We start from the raw sequence: 18,261 nt of genomic DNA, 5'->3' as shown, positions 1-18,261 counted from the left end.
CGCCGTCATGCCCCTGACGTCCGGCCGGGAATGGAGCGCACCATGTTCCGTCGGAGATCACGTACTCCGCGTCCGCCGGCCGACACAGCCCCTCGCAGGGACCGGACCGGCCGCGTCCGGCGCGGACCGACCGTCCTGAACCGCTCCCTCGCCGGGGTGAGCGCCGCCGCCGTCATCGGTGCGGGCATCGCCGCGGCGGGGGCCGTCACGGCCGGCGCCGCGACGAGCGAGGAGGTCGCCGCCAACCTCGTGGTCAACCCGGGCTTCGAGACCGGCCTCTCCGCCTGGACCTGCTCCGCGGGCTCCGGAGCGGCCGTCGGCAGTCCGGTCCGCTCCGGAGCCTCCGCGCTCAAGGCCACACCGAGCGGCCAGGACAACGCCCAGTGCACCCAGACCATCAGCGTGCAGCCCAACTCGCAGTACACGCTGAGTGCTTACGTCCAGGGCAGCTACGTCTACCTGGGCGCCACCGGCACCGGGATCACCGGGACCCCGTCCACCTGGACCCCGAGCAGCCCTTCGTACGGCCAGCTCAGCGTCGGCTTCACCACCGGGGCGAGCACCACCTCGGTGACCGTCTACCTGCACGGCTGGTACGGGCAGCCCGCGTACCACGCGGACGACGTATCGCTCGTCGGCCCGGGCGGCAGCCCCACACCGACGACGGCGCCTCCCACCACGACCCCGCCGACCACGACGCCGCCGACGACCGTGCCTCCCACCACGGTGCCCCCGACCACGGTGCCCCCCACCACCACGCCCCCGACCACCACCCCGCCGGGCGAGACCTGTGCCACGAAGCCCAAGCCGTCGGGCAAGGTCCTTCAGGGCTACTGGGAGAACTGGGACGGCGCCGCGAACGGGGTCCACCCGGGCATGGGCTGGGTGCCCATCACGGACAGCCGGATAGCCGCGCACGGCTACAACGTCATCAACGCCGCCTTCCCGGTGATCCTCTCGGACGGCACCGTCCAGTGGCAGGACGGCATGGACGCCGGCGTCAAGGTCGCCACCCCCGCCGAGATGTGCCAGGCCAAGGCGGCCGGAGCGACGATCCTGATGTCGATCGGCGGCGCCACCGCCGGCATCGACCTGAGTTCCAGCACCGTCGCGGACAAGTTCGTGGCGACCGTCGTACCGATCCTCAAGAAGTACAACTTCGACGGCATCGACATCGACATCGAGACCGGCCTCACCGGAAGCGGCAACATCAACACGCTGTCGGCGTCCCAGGCCAACCTGATCCGCATCATCGACGGCGTCCTGGCCCAGATGCCCGCGGGCTTCGGCCTGACGATGGCTCCCGAAACCGCGTACGTCACCGGCGGAAGCGTCACCTACGGATCGATCTGGGGCTCCTACCTGCCGATCATCAAGAAGTACGCCGACAACGGCCGGCTGTGGTGGCTGAACATGCAGTACTACAACGGCAGCATGTACGGCTGCTCCGGCGACTCCTACCAAGCCGGCACCGTGCAGGGCTTCACCGCCCAGACCACCTGCCTGAACAACGGCCTGACCATCCAGGGCACCACCATCAAGGTGCCCTACGACAAGCAGGTGCCCGGCCTGCCGGCCCAGCCCGGCGCGGGTGGCGGCCACATGACGCCGAGCCTGGTCAGCCAGTCGTGGAACGCCTTCGGCGGTTCCCTGAAGGGGCTCATGACCTGGTCGGTCAACTGGGACGGCTCGAAGGGCTGGACCTTCGGCGACAACGTCAAGGCGCTCCAGGGGCGTTGACCGCCGGCAGGGCCCCGGGGGCGCTCAACGCGCTCCAGGGGCCCTGCCACTGGATTCAGGAGGCGGCGCGCAGGCGGGTGGCCGCGGACTCCGCCTCCCGCACGACACGGTCGGCGTCGATGCCGACGAGGCGGCCGTCGAGTTTGAGGGGACGGCCGTCCACGAAGACCGCGCGGACGTTCTCCGGGCGGCCGTTGAAGACGATCTGGTTGATCCAGTCGAAGCGCGGGGCGAAGTTGAGGGCGGCGGGGTCGATCACGATGACGTCGGCGCGCTTGCCGGGGGTCAGGGATCCCACCGTGTCCGCCGTGCCGATCGCCTCGGCGCCGCCGAGCGTGGCCAGCCGTAGGACGTCCTGCACCTGGGGGAAGACCGAGGTCCCCAGCGAGCGGGCGCGCTGAAGACCGATGGCCGTCTTCATGAGGGCGAAGAAGTCGGAGGTGTCGTTCGTCCCGCCGTCCTGGCCGAGACCGGCCTTGACGCCGCGCCGTCCGAGGTCCGGCAGCCGCATGATCCCCGAGCCGAGGCGCATGTTGCTGAGCGGACAGTGCGCGACCCGTACGTCGTGCGCGGCGAGCGCGGCGATCTCGTCGTCGGTGAGGTGGATCGCGTGGTTCATGAGCAACCGCGGACCCAGCGCGCCGATGTCCGCGAGCGTGCCGATCGGGTCGTCCGCGCGCTGCTCGGAGCGCTCGAGGACGTGGCTGTTGAGCATGACTCCGAGGTCGCGGGCGATCTCCCAATGCGCCTGGTTGAGGCCCTTGATGGCCCGCGCCGCGTGGGTGGCGACCTGCGCCGAGGCGAGGGGGAGCGGGTCGAGGAGCTCCTTCTTCGCCCGGGCGATCAGCGGGGCTTCCCGCTCGGCCTGGAACATCGCGTAGGTGAAGCGCACGCCCGTGTCGGCCAGGGCCCGTACGTACCGGACCGTCGTCTCGTAGGGGAGGGCGTCCACCCAGTCCACGAGCGTGGTCACGCCGGACTGTACGGAGTCCAGGGCGCCGAGGCGGACGAAGCGGTACATGTCGGCGGGCGTGATCCGGGAGAACGTCGCCCGGTTGCAGTCGGCCAGCCAGCCGAAGAGGTCGCGGTCGGCGCAGCCGCCCCGCATCGACGACTGCCACAGGTGGGTGTGCACGTCGACGAATCCCGGCATCACCAGCCGGCCGGAGGCGTCCGTCACCTGTGTTCCGGGTGGTGTGGTCAGCCGCTTCCCCACGGCAGCGATGGCGCCGTCCCGCATGAGGACGTCCGCCTGCTCGACCGTGCCGAGAGGGCCCTCGCCGAGGGCGGGGTCCATGGTGAGCACGAGCGGGGCGTTCCTGAGTACGAAGTCCCGCCCCGGGGGCGTTCCCCCGTACGGCCGGCCGCGTCCGGCGCCCAGGACGAGGGGAGCGGCCGCGGCCATGCCGAGGCCGCTCAGGACGCTGCGACGGCTGGGCGCCCCCGCCTTCGGCGCCGGCGCGGGGGCTTGCGGTAAGGAGATCGAGGTCGAGGCGGGTTCGGGACACTCGCTGAGCGGGTTCATGGCTTGTGGCCTCCCAACGAACGAGGGTGCGATCGGCCCTTGCCCGCGCTGACAGGAGGTCAGGTGAAGCCGGGCAGGCTACGAGAATCGTCCGTCGGGCCGGTGTCTTTCCGATAGAGGCGCGTCAACATTTTGTAGAAGGGTCGTCGGCTTCGGCGCTTCGCAGCCTCCCTCACGAGGAGTCCTCCCGTGCCCCGGAGCCGCTCCGCATCGATTCCGCCGGCGGCCGCTCGCGCAGGGCCCCGTACGCGATGAAGTAGGCCGGCACCCGGTTCAGCCACCGGGAGTCGGTGACGAGTTCCGTCAGCCGCTTCGCCGCCCCCGGATGGCCGAAGGCGGTCCGCCCGGCCAGCAGCGGTGCGATGACCTGCGCGTGGGCCAGGCGTTGCAGCCCCTGGGTCGCCAGCGTCGTGGGCATGCGGCGGCGCTGCACCCGGCGCACGTCGTGCAGCCCCACGGTTCCCCTGCGCAGCGGTCCCACGAGGTGGCGGGCCGCGGCCACCGCGTCCTGCACGGCGAGGTTGATGCCGATGCCGAAGACGGGTGACATGGCGTGAGCGGCGTCACCGATGCACAGCAGCCCCGGCCGGTGCCAGCGGCGCAGCCGGTCCAGCCGTACGTCGAGCAGCTTGACCTCGTCCCAGGAGGCGACCGAGTGCGCCCGGTCGGCCAGCCACGGGACGGCCCGCGTGAACCGTTCCATGAACCGGTCCAGGCCGTCCGCGCGGAGCTCGGCGTCGGTTCCCTTGGGGATGAGCCCGGCGATCTGCCAGTAGTCGCCGCGGTCGATGAGCGCGCTGAAGAACCGCTCGCCCAGGCCTCCGACGAGCCCGCTGGGATCGCTCTCGTGCCGCGGCATCCGGAACCACCAGGCGTCCATGGGGCACGGGAAGTTCTCCAGACCGAGCTCGGGCAGCGTCCTGGCGAAGGATCCGCGGCCGTCGCAGGCCACCGTCAGCGTGGCCCTGAGCTCACCGGTGGCGCCGTCCGCGGTGCGGTAGCGCACGCCGGCGACCCGGCCGCGCTCCATCAGGAAGGACGTCGCCGCGGTGTTCATGCGCAAACGGAAGGAGGGTTCCTTCCCCGCCTCGTCGGCCAACAGGTCGAGGAGGTCCCACTGCGGCACCATCGCGATGTAGTTGTACTTCCCGGGCAGCGCCCCGATGTTCCCGATGGTGACGAGGGAACGCTCCGGCCCGATGGGCAGCTGCACCGAGGTGACCCGCCGCTGGGGCAGTCGCGCGAACCGCTCGGCGAGACCGATGTCGTCCAGCAGCGACAGGGTGGACGGGTGCACGGTGTCACCGCGGAAATCGCGCAGGAAGTCGCCGTGCTTCTCCAGCACGGTGACCTCCACCCCGGCCCGGGCCAGCAGCAGCGCCAGTACCATCCCGGCGGGCCCGCCCCCGACCACACAACAGGTCGTACGCTCCATGGCAACCCATCCCTTCGCAGGTCCCGGCCGAGTCCGATGACGTATACCCTCGCTCATCTTCTTGCCGGGGCGGTCAGACTCGCGGACGATGCTGCAAAGCCCCTTCGTCCGGTTCCTCCGGGCCCCCGGCGGGGCGCCGATGAAGTCGACCAACAGGGGGACGCAGTGACGAAGAACCGCATTCCGAGGAAGAGTTCCCGTGGGGCGATGTCCACACTGGTACCGCTCCTGGTGCTCGCCGGCCTGCTGCTGGGCCCGGCGGGGACCGCCACGGCGGCCGCGTCGGCCGGGTCGGTCACCCGGCAGGCTCCCGCGTCCGCGGTGCTCTCGCAGAGCCCTCTTCTCGCCGGAACCGGCGCGGTGACGGTACTCCGGGCGCCGGATTCCTCCCGGGCCCAGGCCATCACCGGGAAGAAGAAAAAGAAGAGCAAGAAGAAGGGCGGGCTGTTCAAGAGCCTCGTCATCGTCCTGCTCCTCGTGATCGTGGTCGTCGTGATCCTCTTCGGCGTCCGCATGCTGCTGCGCCGCAGGTCCTCCTAGGCGACCCGGGCCGGGAGCCGGCCGGCCCACCGGGTCCGCTCCCGGCCGTCGGGGAGGCGTCCCTGTGGGCACGCCGCGGCGTTGTCAGTGGGTCCGCCTAACGTCCCGTTCATGACGCGAACCGCACACACCTTCGCCTATGTCCGTCCTTCCTCGCTGACCTCCGCCGCCACGGGCCAGTCCCTCGGGCTGGAGACCGCGGGCGGTCTGACCCCGGCCGGAGCCGAGGCCAACCCGCAGTTCTTCGCAGGGTTCCTGAGTGCCCCTCAGGCGGCCGCACGTGCGCTGCTCGCCGTCGCGGACGTGGCCGCGGCCCGCTACTACCGCCGCACCCTGCGCGCCTCCCTCGATCCGGTGGTCACGGGCAACGGCGACCGGCTGCGCTTCGAATCCTTCTCCGGCTGCTGCGGCGTGTACGCCCGGCTCGACGTGCTGCCCGAAGGCCTGCGCGGCGCCGACACCGGGCACGGCACCACCAACGTCGACGTCAACAACCCGCTGCGCGAGGCGCTGTCCCGGCTCACCGGCGACGATCCGCTGCACCTGCGGGTCGGCCCCGACGGGATGGCGGTCACCACCCTGGACGGCGCGGTCGTCGAGAAGAAGGTGCCGCTGCCCGACCGCTGGCTACGGGGCTTCGCCGAGTCCCAGGCCATCACCACCGGCTTCGACCTGCGCGCCGAACTGGGCGCCGCCGAAACGGCCCGGTTCCTGCGCTCCCTCCCGCGCACCACGGCCGGCGGTGGATCCGCGGGCGGCCCCCTCTGGGTGGTCCCCGCGGGCCGTGCGCTGCGCCCCACCACCCGGCCGGTCCCCGGCGCGGTCTGCCTGCCCGGCCCCGAGCGCCTCGCCGCCCTCCAGCGGGTCCTGCGCCAGGCCACCGGCCTGCGCGTGTACGGTCCCGCGGCGGACGGCGCCAACCCCACCGCCTCCGCATGGGAGATAGGCCTGCCCGGCATGCGGCTCACCCTGACGCTCTCCCCGGAGGCCGACCGCGGATTCTCCGGCGAAGGCGCCGTCCTGGAGGCCCTCGCCACCGACGCGGCGGCCGAGGACGCAGAGCTGATCTCCGTCCTGCTCGCCTGGGAACCCCGCATCGACCCGGCCGACCTCGCCGACCAGTCGGGCCTGCCGGTCGAGCGGGTCCGGGCCGCACTCACCCGCCTCGGCACCGCCGGACGGGTCGGGTACGACATCGCCGAAGCCGCGTACTTCCACCGCGAACTGCCCTACGACGCCCGGCGCGCCGAGCGCCACAACCCGCGCCTCGTCGCCGCCCGCGCGCTCCTCGAGGCCGGCGCGATCACCCTGGACCGCCCCGGCACCTCCGTCGTGGCCTCCGGCGAACGCCGTTACCAGGTCCGCGAGTCCGGAGGCGCCCTCAGCTGCACCTGCCAGTGGTGGGCCGACCACCGCGGCCGCCGCGGCCCCTGCAAGCACGCCCTCGCCACCCGCATGGCGCTCCGGGCGGCCACCGACACCGCCCGTTCCACCACCGCCGCTTCCACCGGAGCCGCACGATGAACACCACCACCGCCCCCGAGCTGGGTTCCGCCTCCTCGCAGCCTTCCACCGAAGGCGTCCTCGACGCGGTGCGCAGGGGACGTACCGCCGAACTGCCCGGTCTGCTCCGGCCGCTGGACCGGCTGCAGCGCCGGGAGCTGCTCGTCGGCCTGAAGCGGGTGCGCGGTGAACTGCGCGCCCAGGGCTGGGACGGCTGGCAGCAACGGGACCTGATGAGCCCGACCCTGGTGGTCGCCGGAGCCGGCTGCCACACCGGCGCGGCGGCGGTCGCCGCCTGGATCGGCGCCCGGGACATGCGCCGCTGGCAGCAGGTGCCCGTAGGAGTACTGCTGGACGTCCTGACCGACCGGGACCCCCGATGGCTCGGTGATCTCGCCCGCCGGCTGGCGGCGCGGCCCTCCACCGTCGAGCAGGACTACCCCCTGATCAGCGAACTCGTCCGGCTCGCCGACTGCCCGATGCCCACCACCGACGGCTGCGTCGAGGGCTGGGCGATGGCCGTGGGCACCTCCCGCGCCCCGCTCGCCCACGCCCTGCGCGGCGACCCGCACGCCGGCGCCCTCGTACCGTGCCTCTTCGAGACCGCCGAGCCGGTCCGCGCCCTCGGCTGGCGCTGCGATCCGCACGATCCCCACCACTGGCCGGCGGCCCTGGCAGGACTTGCCGCGGACGGCGTCGTGGACCGTACCGCCCTCCTCGACGGATGTACGGCCCGCCTCCTGCGCGGGGGAAAGCACCACCAGCTGAAGCCCTACCAGGCGATCTGGCAGGCGCTCCGTGCGACCGAGGCGGAAGAGCGCGAGCGTGCCGCCGACTGGATCGCGCTGACGGCCGACGCCCCGTCCCCGGTGGCCGGGCACGCCCAGCAGATACTGGCCCGGCTCGCCGCCGCGGGCCACCTCACCCCCCGCCTGCTGGCCGAGATGTCGGCAGCCGTCCTCTTCCGCCCCGAGAAGAAGCTCGTCCGAGCCCAGCTGGTACTGATCGGCAAGGAGTTGCGCCGCGACCCGGCCGCCGCCCCCGAGCTGCTGCCGGTGCTCGGCGAAGCCTTCGGGCACACCGACACCGACATCCAGGAGCGCGCGCTCAAGCTCGCCGCTCCCCACCTCACCGACGACCCCGCCCTGCGCGCCGAACTCGCCGAGCAGGCGAGGCTGCTGAGCCCGGCCCACCGGGCCCGCGCCGTCGAACTCCTCGGGCCGGACGCGGCCGCCCCCGCCGAGGACGCCGCCCCCTACCGGGAGATCCTTCCGCCGCCCCCGGTTCCGGCCCCGCTCGCGCCGGCCCCCGGGACGGTGGCGGAGACCGTCGAGCTCGTCGCCGCCGTCGTCAACTCCCGCACCAAGAAAGTCGAGGAGTTCGAGCGAGCCCTCGACGGCCTGGTCCGGCACGCACACCGGGACCGCGCCGCCCTCGCCGAGGCGCTGCGCCCCGCGCTCGTGGACCAGTGGTGGCTCGACCCCGCCCGGTCCCGCTGGTACACCGGCGACCTGGCCGGACTGGATCACGTCGCCGCCGCCGTTCTCGGAGCGCGTCCCACGGGGGTGGCACGGGAGCCGCTCGCGACCTGGCGCAGGGACTGCCACCACACGGCGTTCGCCGTCGTCGGCCACGCGCGCCTGGTCGAAGCCGCGCGGCACGTCACGACCCGGCCGTTGCCCTTCCTGCTCGCCACCCCCACCGGGCAGACCGGCACCCTGGATCCCCGGGTGCTCGTCGAGCGCCTCACCGAGTACGGGCGCCTCGGTGAGCGGCCCGCCCAGGTGGACTTCGGGCAGGCCCTGCTGCGAGTCCGCCGTGACGCCGCCGTCGCTCCCGCCGCGGCCGCCCTCGGCACACCGGAGGGGGACAGACTGGCCGCCTGGCTCGGCGAGGCCGGAGAGGGCGCGGCGATCACCCGCCGCACCGCGTCGGCCATGCCTCACGCGTACGGGGAGACCCCGGCGCACCTCGTACTCGACACGGCGGAACGCACCACCGTGCTACGGGAGTTCCCGGACGCCTTCCATGAACTGGCGCAGGCCCGCGAGGCCACCGGCCGCTGCTGGGACGGAGGGGAGGAGGCCCTGCTGATCGCGGCCCTGCCCGAGGACCGGGAGACACTGGCCGCCTGGTGGCTCCCGGAGGTCACGGCCTGCGCCGTCCACGAAGGGCGCGGCGGCCTCGCCGCACTCCCCGGGCTCGCCGCTGCCGGCGGACCCGCCGGTCCGGCCCTGCACCTCGCCGTGGCCACGGGGCTGGGCGCCCGCCACCCCGAGGACCGGCTGCGGGCCGTGGACGCGCTGCTCACCCTGGCCGCCCGGAAGGAACTGGACGCGGGGCTCATGGGCAGGGACCTCGGTGAACTCCTCGACCTGGGCACGGTCAAAGCCAACCGGCTCGCCGACTCGCTGCGCACCGCCGCCGCGACCGGCGCCTGCGCGACCACCTGGGCCGTCCTGGCAGCCGTACTCCCCGCGCTGCTCACCGGCACGGTCGACCCGAGGGGCGCCGGGGACCTCCTCGCGACGGCCGCCGACTGCGTGGAGCAGTCGGGAGCGGCGTCGCCCGAACCCGACGGCCTCGCCGCTGTCGCGGTCCGCCCGGGCCGCTCCCGCCTGGTCACCCAGGCCGCCCGCCTCCGCGACGCCCTGCGACGCAACGCGTGCGGAGCCGGGTGACGCGGGTGGCGGCCACCGCCGCCGCCACGCCGAGCCGTCGCGAGCCCCGGGCGCCCGCGGTCCGCCGCGCGGCGGCGGATAGCGTTCGGGCATGGAGATGACGGCGAAGCGACGGGTCCTGTACCGGCAGGGCAGCGGGTTCTGGCGGATGACGGCGAAGTGGGCCCTGTTCTTCGGGGCCGTGTCCCTGCTGGACGGTGCCCTGCTCCGCTCGTGGGGCCACGCCGTGGTCTGGCCGATGATCGGGATCGTGCTCTGGGTGCCGTTCGGGATCGGCGTCGTCTGGTACCCGAAGAAGGACCAGCGCGTCGAGCTGACCACGCGTGAACTGCGGGTGCGGCGCAAGCGGCTGCCGATGGAGAAGGTGAACCTGCTGCACGTGGCACGGCTGTGGCTGGACGGTCTACCGCGGACGGCGAGTTGGTGCCGGAGTAGACACGGTCCGACCGGGTGGTGTGGGTGCCGCTGCTGGACGGCCGGGCCTTCGGCGTCGAGTTCAGCGACCCGGCCGCGTTCGCCAAGGTCTTCGGCGCTTTCGCGGTCGCCGCGTGCGGCGGACCGGACATCGTCCGCGCGAGGGCCGCGGCGGAGACCTACCCGGACCCGCGCCCGCCGCGGCCCCGCCGCTCGGCCGACGACGCGGGCTCCTGGGCGGACTTCCTGGACGTCTTCAACTGAGGAGCAGGTACCTACGGCGGCCCTGGTGCGCGGGGTGGCCGCCGGGCAGGTACTTTGCTCGGATGAGTCTCCTTGATGATGTGGCCGAACGCGACGGCTGGCTGTGCTGGGTCTGTGACGAACCGGTCGACCCCGACGAGTCGGTGAACGACCCGCGGGGGCCCAGCGTGGACAGCCGGACCACCGACAAGAAGGCCAAGGTCGCCGAGCGGCTCGCGCACCGCGGCTGCAACACCCGCAAGGGCGCGGTCAAGGTGGTCATCGCCTGGCCGGAGCGTCTCTACGTGGTCGAACCCGCGCCGCTGATCACCGTTGCCGAGAGGCTGGAGCGCAAGGGCGGCCGCGAGATGGTGGGACGCTGCCCTACCAAGAAGGACGCCCAGGAGGCGGCGGACTGGCTGGTGGACCGGTTCTCCCGGCTGGTACCGGGCCTCCCGGTGACCGCCGACGTCCAGGCCGGCGGCGGCCAGTTCCTCGTCGTCCTGTCCGCCGGCCGCCGCTGATCGGGAGCGCCCCACCGGATCGCCCGCGCCTGGGACACGGGCGGTCGGCCTTCCAGGGGTACGGAACCAAGCCGGCTCCTGGGAGGGACGAACCGTGGCTGACGGGCAGGACTGGGAAGACCGCAACCGTGCCGCGTACGGGACGGTGGCGTGGCGGCGGGCCGTGCTGACCTGCGGCGCGCTGGTGGTGTGGCACACCGGGTACGACAACCGGACCGAGCCCGGCCCGGCCGGCCCGCGTCCCGGCCGCCCGGACGCACCCGACGGCGCGCAGTTCACGTCGCGGTGGATGCCCGTCGTCGCGCTGCTGGCCCTCGCGGCCTGCCGGGTCGCCCGCGAGGCGGACGTCCTGGTCGACGACGTCGAGCTGTCCGGCCTGGTCGGCTGGGTCGACGGCGGGTACACCGGGCGCCTGCACCAGGGACCGCTGGAGACCGGCGAGCGACGGGGCCGCACCGCGGAGGGATGGCTGGACCTGGTCGGGGACGAGAAGCGCCGGCGCCGGGCCCGCCAGGTCCTCGAAGACCACCTCGGGGCCCACGGCGCCGAAGAGGGAGAACCGGCGGACACCCGCGGCGGTACGGAGCCGCTTCCGCTGACGATCGGGGACCGGGCCCGCGCGGTCCGGGCCGCGGGGATCGCGGATCTCGAACCGGAGTGGGCCGGTGACGTGGCCCGCGCCCGCGCACGGCTCGAGCGGCTCTCGGCGGACCTGAGCGGCGGCCTCTGGAGCCCCGGCCCCCGGCACCGGGCGTTCGCCGGCATCCTGCACGGCACGCTGGTCGCCACCCCCGACTTTCCGAGCCTGCCCGCCTCGGTGCCCGGCCCTCTCTGGGTGCAGCGCGTACTGAGGATGCCCCACATCACCTCCACCGTCCGCACCCTCACCGACCTGCCCGAGTTCGCGATGTTCGGCCCGCAGGGGGACACCGCGGACCCGCTGGGCAACGCGGTCGACGCCGTCGCGCACCAGGCGGCGCACTCGCTGGCGAAGCCGGCCGCGGACCTCGAGCAGCTGTGGGCGGCCCGCCCGGCGGACCAGTCCGTGGCCCGGTGGGAGCGAGCGCACCTTCCCCCGCCGGTGCGCGAACAGGTCCTGGCGGTGGAGGAGCTGACGCACGAACTCGCCACGGTGCTCCTCGCCATCGCCAACCCCGGCGCGGAGCAGTAGCCGACGGAGCACGGCACTGCGACGGGGAGCTGCGCGGAGCCTTCGGCACGCTCCCGGGTCCTGGTCCCGGTCGGGGCCCGGGTCCGGGGCCGGGTCCGGAGACGGTATGGGGGAAAGCCTCACGCGCCGGAGCGACGGAGCATACGATTCCGGCACGAGCCGCGCCGTGGGGGAAACCGTGGATCCATTACCCGTGCAGGGCCCTGTCACCCCCATCAGGGTGGCCGCGGTCGACGACCATCCCATCGTCCTGGTCGGCCTGCGCGCCTCGTTGGCCGACACCACGCCCGACATCGCACTGGTGGCGATCGCGGAGGACGTGGACTCCCTCCTCGCCCAGGAGGACGGGGCCACCGCCTCGGTCGTCCTGCTCGACCTGAGGCTCCGCGACGACAGTGACATCGGTGAGAACGTGCGCCGGATACGGGCCACCGGGGCCCGCGTGCTCGCCTACACCACCGAGCAGCGGCCCGCCCTGATCCGCAGGGCGCTCGACGCCGGCGCACTGGGGCTGGTCCTCAAGGAGGATCCGCAGACCCGGCTCGCCGAGGCCGTCCGCGCCGCGCACGCGGGGGAGGCGTACGTGTCCAGCCGGCTCGCCCACCAGATCGTCAGCGACCCGCGCGGCGGCATCCGGCTCTCCCGGCAACAGCACCGGGTGCTGGAGCTGATAGCGCGGGGCCTGCCGCACGGGCAGATAGCGAAGCTCCTCCACATCACCGAAGACACCGTCCGCACGCACCGCAAGCGGGCCATCGAGGCGTACACGGACGCAGGCGACGGTCTCCTCCGGGAGAACAGCGAGATCGTCTGGCGGGCCGTCGCCGACGGGCACATCGACATCAGCCCGGAGCGGCCCGGCACGCCGGGACGATGACCGGGAACTCCTACCGGGACGGGGTCGAAGCCGGGCTCTCCCGGGCCGTCGCCGCCGTCTCGGTCCTCTTCGCCCTCAACTGGGCGACGGTCCCGCTCTCCGGCGACCGGCCGCCGCTCGCCGTGACGGTGGTGGCGATCGCCTTCGTCGCGCTGAGCCTCCACCTCGTGGTCAGGGGCGTACGGGTCCGGCTGAACGGGGCCGACGCCCTGGCGGCCCTGGCCTTCGCCGTCGTCGCGCACCCCCTCCTCGTCCTGGGCGGAGGATCGCCGTACATCCTGATCGGGCAGCGCTGCATGCTGACCGTGCCCGCCGTGCTCCTCGCCACCGGCTTCCTGCCCCGGACCGCCCGACGGTGGTCCGGGCTCGCCGCCCTCGTCGCTCTCGCCGCCCAACTGGGCACCAGCTGGCCCGCCGACGGTCCGGCCGCGGCCGTGGAGGGCATCTGGCCGCCCCTGGCGACGGCGGTGGCCGGTGCGGTCCTCGCCCCGCTCATGCGCACCGCCGGCGACGGCGCCGACCGGTCCGAACGCCGGGCCGCGTCGGCGCGCGCCGAAGCCGCGCGGGCCGCCGCCCGGCGCGAGGCCCACCGGGACTTCCAGGGGATGCTGCACGACGAGGTCAGTGCCGCCCTGCGAGCCATCGGCCAACCGGGGATCGCGGTCGACCGGGTGCGGGAGGCCGCGCGCGGCGCGGCGGCCGCCGTCGCCGGGGCCCGAACCCCGCTCGACGAGGGCGGCCGGGGCGTCACCGACCTCGCTTCCCTGGTCCGAGCTCTCACACCCCCGCAAGGGACCGGGACCAGCATCGTGGCCGACGACGTCCCCGCCGTCCCGTACGAGGTGGCGACGGCCGCGATCGGCGCGGCTCGGGAGGCCCTGCGCAACGTGGCCGACCACGCCCGTGCCCGGACCGTACAGGTGGACCTGACGGTCCGGGAGCACGGTACGGGCTTCGTCCTGTGCGTCACCGACGACGGCACCGGCTTCGACAGGGAGGAGCTGAGGGAGTCGTCCGTGGGCGTGCGCCGTTCGATGCTGCGGCGCATGGAGGCCGTGGGCGGGCAAGCGGAGGTCCGCAGCACACCGGGACGCGGAACGGTCGTACGCCTGGAGTGGCCGGCGCCGGCCGGCGCGCAACGGCACGAGGCGCGGGCCCCGGACGGATCGGGCGGATCGGGCGGATCGGATGGATCGGATGCATCGGGATGGGCGGGCGAAGAGGAAGAGGGAGTGGGGGCGGGCCGGCACGTCTCCGTGAAGGTGCGGCGGATGAACGCCGCCATCGGCGACGTCCGGCGCCCGCTGGCCGCCGTCTGCCTGCCCTTCCTCCTGGTCATGGGCGTCATCGCGGTGATCCACACCCGGCACGTCCCCGGAGCGCTCTGGCTGACGGCCTGGTACGCGGTCCTGGCGGTGATCACCGTGGCTCTCCTGCTGCGGGCCCGGAGCGGGATCGGCCCGGCCGCCGCCTGGGCGGCCTGTGCCTTCGCCGTCGCGGGAGCGCTCGGGAGCTTCCTGGTGCTGCCCCTGTCCGGCCTCGCCGACTACACCTCCTGGCCGATAGGTGCGGTGACGCCGCTGCTGACGCTGCTGGTGATCGTGCGGCCCGCACGGGAGGCGCTGACGGCCATGGCGCTCGAACAGGCGGGCGTCGTCGTCCTCGTGCTCACCGGCCCGCCGGTCGCCCCCACCTTCGGCGGCACGGTCGCCATGACGCTCCCCGCCCTGTCCGCCCCGGCCCTCGGCGTGTTCATGGGGATGGCGATCGGCCGTACGGTCGCACGCCTCGGCGCGGTGACCACGCACGCCAACGCGGACCGCGCCGCGGCCCTCGCGGGCCAGGCCGAACGCGACGCCCGCGAGGCCCTGCACCGCGGGCGTCTCGCCGACCTGGGCGAGGAGATCCTGCCCTTCCTCGAGGCCGTCGCCACCGGGCGGCGCTCGCCGCGGGACCCCGAGGTCCGCGACACGGCCCGTCTCCTCGGCTACGCCGTCCGGGACGAGATCCACATTCCCGGGGTACTCGACCGCCCGGCCCGCGACCTGCTGAGCACGGCGCGCACCGCGGGCTGCGTCGTCACGATCCAGTCGGACGCGGACGACCCGCATCCGCCCGCCCTGCTGCGCCTGTTGCTGACCACCGCCCTGGGTACCGGGCCCACCCCCCAGGAGCTGGTCCTCAGCGTGACGGCCTCGGCGGACACCGTCGACGCGGCGTTGGTCGTGCTGCCGGGGGACCGGCGGCGGGCCGGCGCCCTGCACGCGGCGGTCGCCGGGCTCAGCGCGGTAGTGGAGGACGCCGCGGAGTCCACCTGGGTCGAGGCCCGCGTCCGTACGGCCTGAACCGGAGCCGGGACACGGGGTGTTGCCGGGGCGTTGTCACCAATGGCGGGGACAGTCAGGAGGGGGTCCGGGCCGGGAGCATCGAGGGGTGCCGAGAGGCCCGGGGAGGAGCCCCGGAGCACGTACCCGGCGCACCTCACCAGGGAGACACCGTGAAGAGGCTCGTCCACACCTTCCGCAAGGAACTGAAAGCGGCATCGGGCAGGTCCGACGCCCTCACCCCGGCCGAACAGGAGGCGCTGCTGCGGGGGTACGACGCGGCCCTCGACGGGGAGCGCCCGCCCCGCCTGGTCCTCATCGGGGAATCCGGCGTCGGCAAGTCGACCACCGTCAACGCCCTCTTCAACGCGGGCCAGCCGGTCGGACACACCAGGGCGACCACCGACCACGCCTACGCCATCCAGGTCGAGGAGATCAGCGGACGGCGCGGCCTGCTGGAGGTGGTCGACATGCCGGGCATCGGCGACGACGTGGCCAACTACCGCCGGTACCTGGACCTTTATCTACGCGTCCTGCCGACGGCCGACGCGATCGTCTGGGTCCACCCGGCCGAGGACCGCAGCGTCCAACTCGTCCAGCAGGCGCTCCTGGAACTCCTCGACCAGGGCGCACCGGACCTGTCCGAGCGGCTCGTACTGGCCCTGAACAAGGCCGACGAGGTCGATCCGCACGACTGGAACCGGAGCGCCAACCTGCCGTCCGCCCGCCAGTTGGAGGTCCTGCGGGAGCGGGCCGCCGACTTCACCCAGAAGATCGTCCGGGTCCTGCCCGGCTGGCAGGGCGGCGCGGTGACCTACTCGGCACGCCAGCACTACAACCTGACGGCGCTGTTCAAGGAGATGATGCGGGCGGTCCCGCAGCAGCGGCGCTGGGTGCTGGAGCAGCGGATGGACCTGGCGGACTTCACGGCCAAGGTGGACCGGAAGCTGTTGAAGGCCGCCTCGGCCCGCATGCTCGCCGAAGTCCGGCCCCAGGCCGCATTCGAGGCGGCGCAGGCCGCGCAGGAGGCTCGGGCCGCCGCGGTCGACACCGGGCCCCGCCATGCTGCCGTACCCGTACCCGTACCCGTACCCGCACCCGTACCCGCACCCGCCGCCCGCCTCTCCGAGGCGTTCGCGGCGCTGCCGGAGGAGAAGTGGCGCGCGCTCTGCCAGGACCGGGCCCTGTTCCTGGAGTTCACGCGGCGCGTGGAGCTGGAGAGCGGCCGATGAACACGGAACCCGCGGGCGTCGAGGTGGACGTCGACGAACTGCTCGACCGCGTGTGGGCCGCCATGAGGGAGGACGAGGAGAACATGAGCGAGATCGTCCGGCTCTCGGACGTCTCTTTCCGCCTGTGGGTCGACAGCGTGGCTCAGCGCCTCTCGGCGGCCCTGGGGCTCTCCCTGGCACGGGTGCACGCGTTCCTCGACGACGTGGGCTCGATCGCGCGGCGCGCGGGCCACACCTTCGCCGACGCCTATCACGACGGCTACCGCAGGGCGCGCAAGGTACCGCCGCCCGGCAATCGGCCGCGAGGGGCACGCAGATGACGTGGGTGGAGTTCCCCTTCCCCGCCTGTCCGGCCTGCTCCCGCGCGTGGAGTGCGAGCAGGCACCGGGACTGCCCCGCCGGGGGCCGGGACGGCGGGACGCTGGACGTCGACCCGAACGCGGCGCGGGTACGGTGCGCGGCCTGCCGGGGGACCTGGAGCGTGTGGGAGACGCGGTTCCACTGCGGCTGCGGGCGTCGCTTCGAGGCGGCCGAAATGGACGCCGCCCTGCGGGAGATCATCCGGGTCGCATCCCTGCTGGTCGAGATCCTGGTCCAGCAGGGCCGCGACCTCGCCGAGATCCGCCGGGCGGGCGAGGCGTCCTTCCGCTCGTGGCTCGGGCGCCTCACCGACGCGCTGGCGGGCGCGCTCGGAGCGGCGGCGGGACGCGTCGTGGGGAGCATCGTGCGGACCCTGCTCTGAACCGTCCGCGGACCCGGACACGGCCCCGACCCTTGCCCATCGGGGAACGGACGCCGGGTCCCCGGGCGTTCCGGGGCCAGGGGATCCAGCTCGGCAGGCCCATGCCATGATTCGAACGTGAGTCGGGGAACGGACCACGTCCAACGACTGACGATCGACTACTGACGACTGATCACGGGGGCATGGGGATGGGCGCGGGCACGGAGCCGGACGGTTCTTCCAGATCCGACGAGGAGTGGGAGCGGTTCCTGCGGGAGTCGGTGGCCGGTGCCGTCGACGCCCCCAAGGAACCGTCGGCGCGGGCACGAGCCGTGGCGAAGCGGCTGCGCTCGGAACCCGCGGCCGGCCCGGCGGGCTGGCGCACCTACACGCCCGCACGGCCCAAACGGCGTACGGGCTGGTACGTGGCGGGGTTTCTGCTCTCGATCGTCCTGCTGCTGGTGGCCCTCGCGCCGGAGCGGGTCCTGGACCTGTTCGCCGGCGGAGGCTCCGGCTCCGCACCGCTGGCGGGAGAAACGGCCCGCCCGACGCAGGGCCCCCCGTCGTCATCCGCGCAACGCCCCACCAGGGACGAGCCGTTCCGCGGTTCGCCGGCTGAGAGCTGGGCGAGCGGAGCGGCCGGGATCACCGTGCCGCAGGCCGCCCCTGTCGGCCGGATGAGTGCCGCCGAGGTCGAGCAGGCCCTGGGGCGGAGCCTGGACTTCCTCGTCACGTCCAACCTGGACCCCGGGGTGCTGCGGGGCGAGCGCCCCGCGAAGGCGATCGCACTGATCAACCCGCACCAGAAGGACGTCCAGGACCTTCTGGCACACGCCTTCACCAGCCCGGGCGAGAAGAACGACCCCCTCCTCCTCTTCAGCCGCTTCCGGCCCTCCCACACCCAGCTGGTCGGCGACGTCGTGAAGACCCGGGGCCGGCTCGCCTACCAGGAGGGCGAGCACGGCGGGCTCCAGGTCACCGCCGACGTCACCTTCGTCTACCCGGTGACCCGCGCGGGCGGGGGCGGCGAGGACCACGAGATCGAGCGTACGATCGTCCGGCGGGAGCTGGTCCTGAGCTGGGACGACCCTGACAAGGTGCTCACCGAGGCCGGCACCTTCTCGGTCGTCTCGTACAAATACAACATGACCAACGCCGGCTGCGGCGCCCCCACCGGGTACCTGACCCCGCCCTTCGGCACGGACCGCCGAGCGACCGAGCCGGGCACGGAGATGGACCCGTATGACCGCAGCGCACCGGTCACGCGGAGCGAGTCCTCCGTGGACGAGTGCGGGACGGCGACGCGGTCCTAGCGGGCGCTGCACCCGAGC

At 73.7% G+C, this 18,261-nt stretch carries 15 protein-coding genes; 13 read left to right on the top strand and 2 right to left on the bottom strand.

What is annotated here, in order from left to right:
• Positions 1–42: 42 nt before the first annotated feature.
• Entirely contained in the window at positions 43–1,740 is a 1,698-nt protein-coding gene (locus OG435_RS35160) for a carbohydrate binding domain-containing protein (protein WP_430625798.1), read from the top strand.
• Between the two features lie 55 nt (positions 1,741–1,795).
• On the opposite strand, the gene OG435_RS35155 is transcribed toward OG435_RS35160, so the two are convergent.
• Both OG435_RS35155 and OG435_RS35150 read right to left on the bottom strand, forming a co-directional pair.
• Positions 1,796–3,265 carry an amidohydrolase family protein gene (locus tag OG435_RS35155; protein WP_266883199.1) on the bottom strand — a complete coding sequence of 490 codons (1,470 nt, stop codon included), beginning with the start codon at positions 3,263–3,265 and terminating at the stop codon, positions 1,796–1,798.
• A gap of 172 nt (positions 3,266–3,437) precedes the next feature.
• Positions 3,438–4,700 carry an FAD-dependent oxidoreductase gene (locus tag OG435_RS35150; protein WP_266883197.1) on the bottom strand — a complete coding sequence of 421 codons (1,263 nt, stop codon included), beginning with the start codon at positions 4,698–4,700 and terminating at the stop codon, positions 3,438–3,440.
• Between the two features lie 207 nt (positions 4,701–4,907).
• Here OG435_RS35150 and OG435_RS35145 point away from each other — a divergent pair, with 207 nt between their 5' ends.
• The 12 genes from OG435_RS35145 (at position 4,908) to OG435_RS35090 (ending at position 18,243) form a co-directional block, all read left to right on the top strand.
• Positions 4,908–5,240, top strand: a complete 333-nt coding sequence (locus tag OG435_RS35145) for a hypothetical protein (RefSeq protein ID WP_266883195.1) — start codon at positions 4,908–4,910, stop codon at positions 5,238–5,240.
• 111 nt (positions 5,241–5,351) lie between these two features.
• Entirely contained in the window at positions 5,352–6,764 is a 1,413-nt protein-coding gene (locus OG435_RS35140; protein ID WP_266883193.1) for an SWIM zinc finger family protein, read from the top strand.
• Positions 6,761–9,424: a DUF6493 family protein gene (locus tag OG435_RS35135; protein ID WP_266883191.1), complete on the top strand. Its 2,664-nt coding sequence runs from the start codon at positions 6,761–6,763 to the stop codon at positions 9,422–9,424. Before OG435_RS35140 ends, OG435_RS35135 begins: the two co-directional genes overlap by 4 nt.
• A gap of 459 nt (positions 9,425–9,883) precedes the next feature.
• Positions 9,884–10,102: a hypothetical protein gene (locus OG435_RS35130; RefSeq protein WP_266883189.1), complete on the top strand. Its 219-nt coding sequence runs from the start codon at positions 9,884–9,886 to the stop codon at positions 10,100–10,102.
• A gap of 62 nt (positions 10,103–10,164) precedes the next feature.
• The gene (locus OG435_RS35125) at positions 10,165–10,605 is read left to right on the top strand and encodes a hypothetical protein (RefSeq protein WP_266883187.1); all 441 of its coding nucleotides are present in this window, start codon (positions 10,165–10,167) and stop codon (positions 10,603–10,605) included.
• Between the two features lie 94 nt (positions 10,606–10,699).
• Positions 10,700–11,776, top strand: a complete 1,077-nt coding sequence (locus OG435_RS35120; protein WP_266883185.1) for a hypothetical protein — start codon at positions 10,700–10,702, stop codon at positions 11,774–11,776.
• 193 nt (positions 11,777–11,969) lie between these two features.
• Positions 11,970–12,653: a response regulator transcription factor gene (locus tag OG435_RS35115; RefSeq protein ID WP_266883183.1), complete on the top strand. Its 684-nt coding sequence runs from the start codon at positions 11,970–11,972 to the stop codon at positions 12,651–12,653.
• On the top strand, positions 12,650–14,998 hold the full coding sequence (locus OG435_RS35110) for an ATP-binding protein (protein ID WP_266883181.1): 2,349 nt from the start codon (positions 12,650–12,652) through the stop codon (positions 14,996–14,998). The genes OG435_RS35115 and OG435_RS35110 overlap by 4 nt, the downstream gene beginning before the upstream one ends.
• 152 nt (positions 14,999–15,150) lie before the next feature.
• Positions 15,151–16,209 (top strand): GTPase family protein, encoded by a 1,059-nt coding sequence (locus OG435_RS35105; protein WP_266883179.1) that lies wholly within the window; start codon positions 15,151–15,153, stop codon positions 16,207–16,209.
• Positions 16,206–16,529 carry a hypothetical protein gene (locus OG435_RS35100; protein WP_266883177.1) on the top strand — a complete coding sequence of 108 codons (324 nt, stop codon included), beginning with the start codon at positions 16,206–16,208 and terminating at the stop codon, positions 16,527–16,529. The genes OG435_RS35105 and OG435_RS35100 overlap by 4 nt, the downstream gene beginning before the upstream one ends.
• Positions 16,526–16,951, top strand: a complete 426-nt coding sequence (locus OG435_RS35095) for a hypothetical protein (protein WP_266883175.1) — start codon at positions 16,526–16,528, stop codon at positions 16,949–16,951. The genes OG435_RS35100 and OG435_RS35095 overlap by 4 nt, the downstream gene beginning before the upstream one ends.
• Before the next feature lie 188 nt (positions 16,952–17,139).
• Positions 17,140–18,243 carry a hypothetical protein gene (locus OG435_RS35090; RefSeq protein WP_266886362.1) on the top strand — a complete coding sequence of 368 codons (1,104 nt, stop codon included), beginning with the start codon at positions 17,140–17,142 and terminating at the stop codon, positions 18,241–18,243.
• The last annotated feature ends 18 nt before the right edge of the window (positions 18,244–18,261 follow it).

The sequence above is a fragment of the Streptomyces sp. NBC_01264 genome (assembly GCF_026340675.1).
Classification (GTDB): domain Bacteria; phylum Actinomycetota; class Actinomycetes; order Streptomycetales; family Streptomycetaceae; genus Streptomyces.
This window is presented reverse-complemented; position numbering and strand designations above follow the sequence as displayed.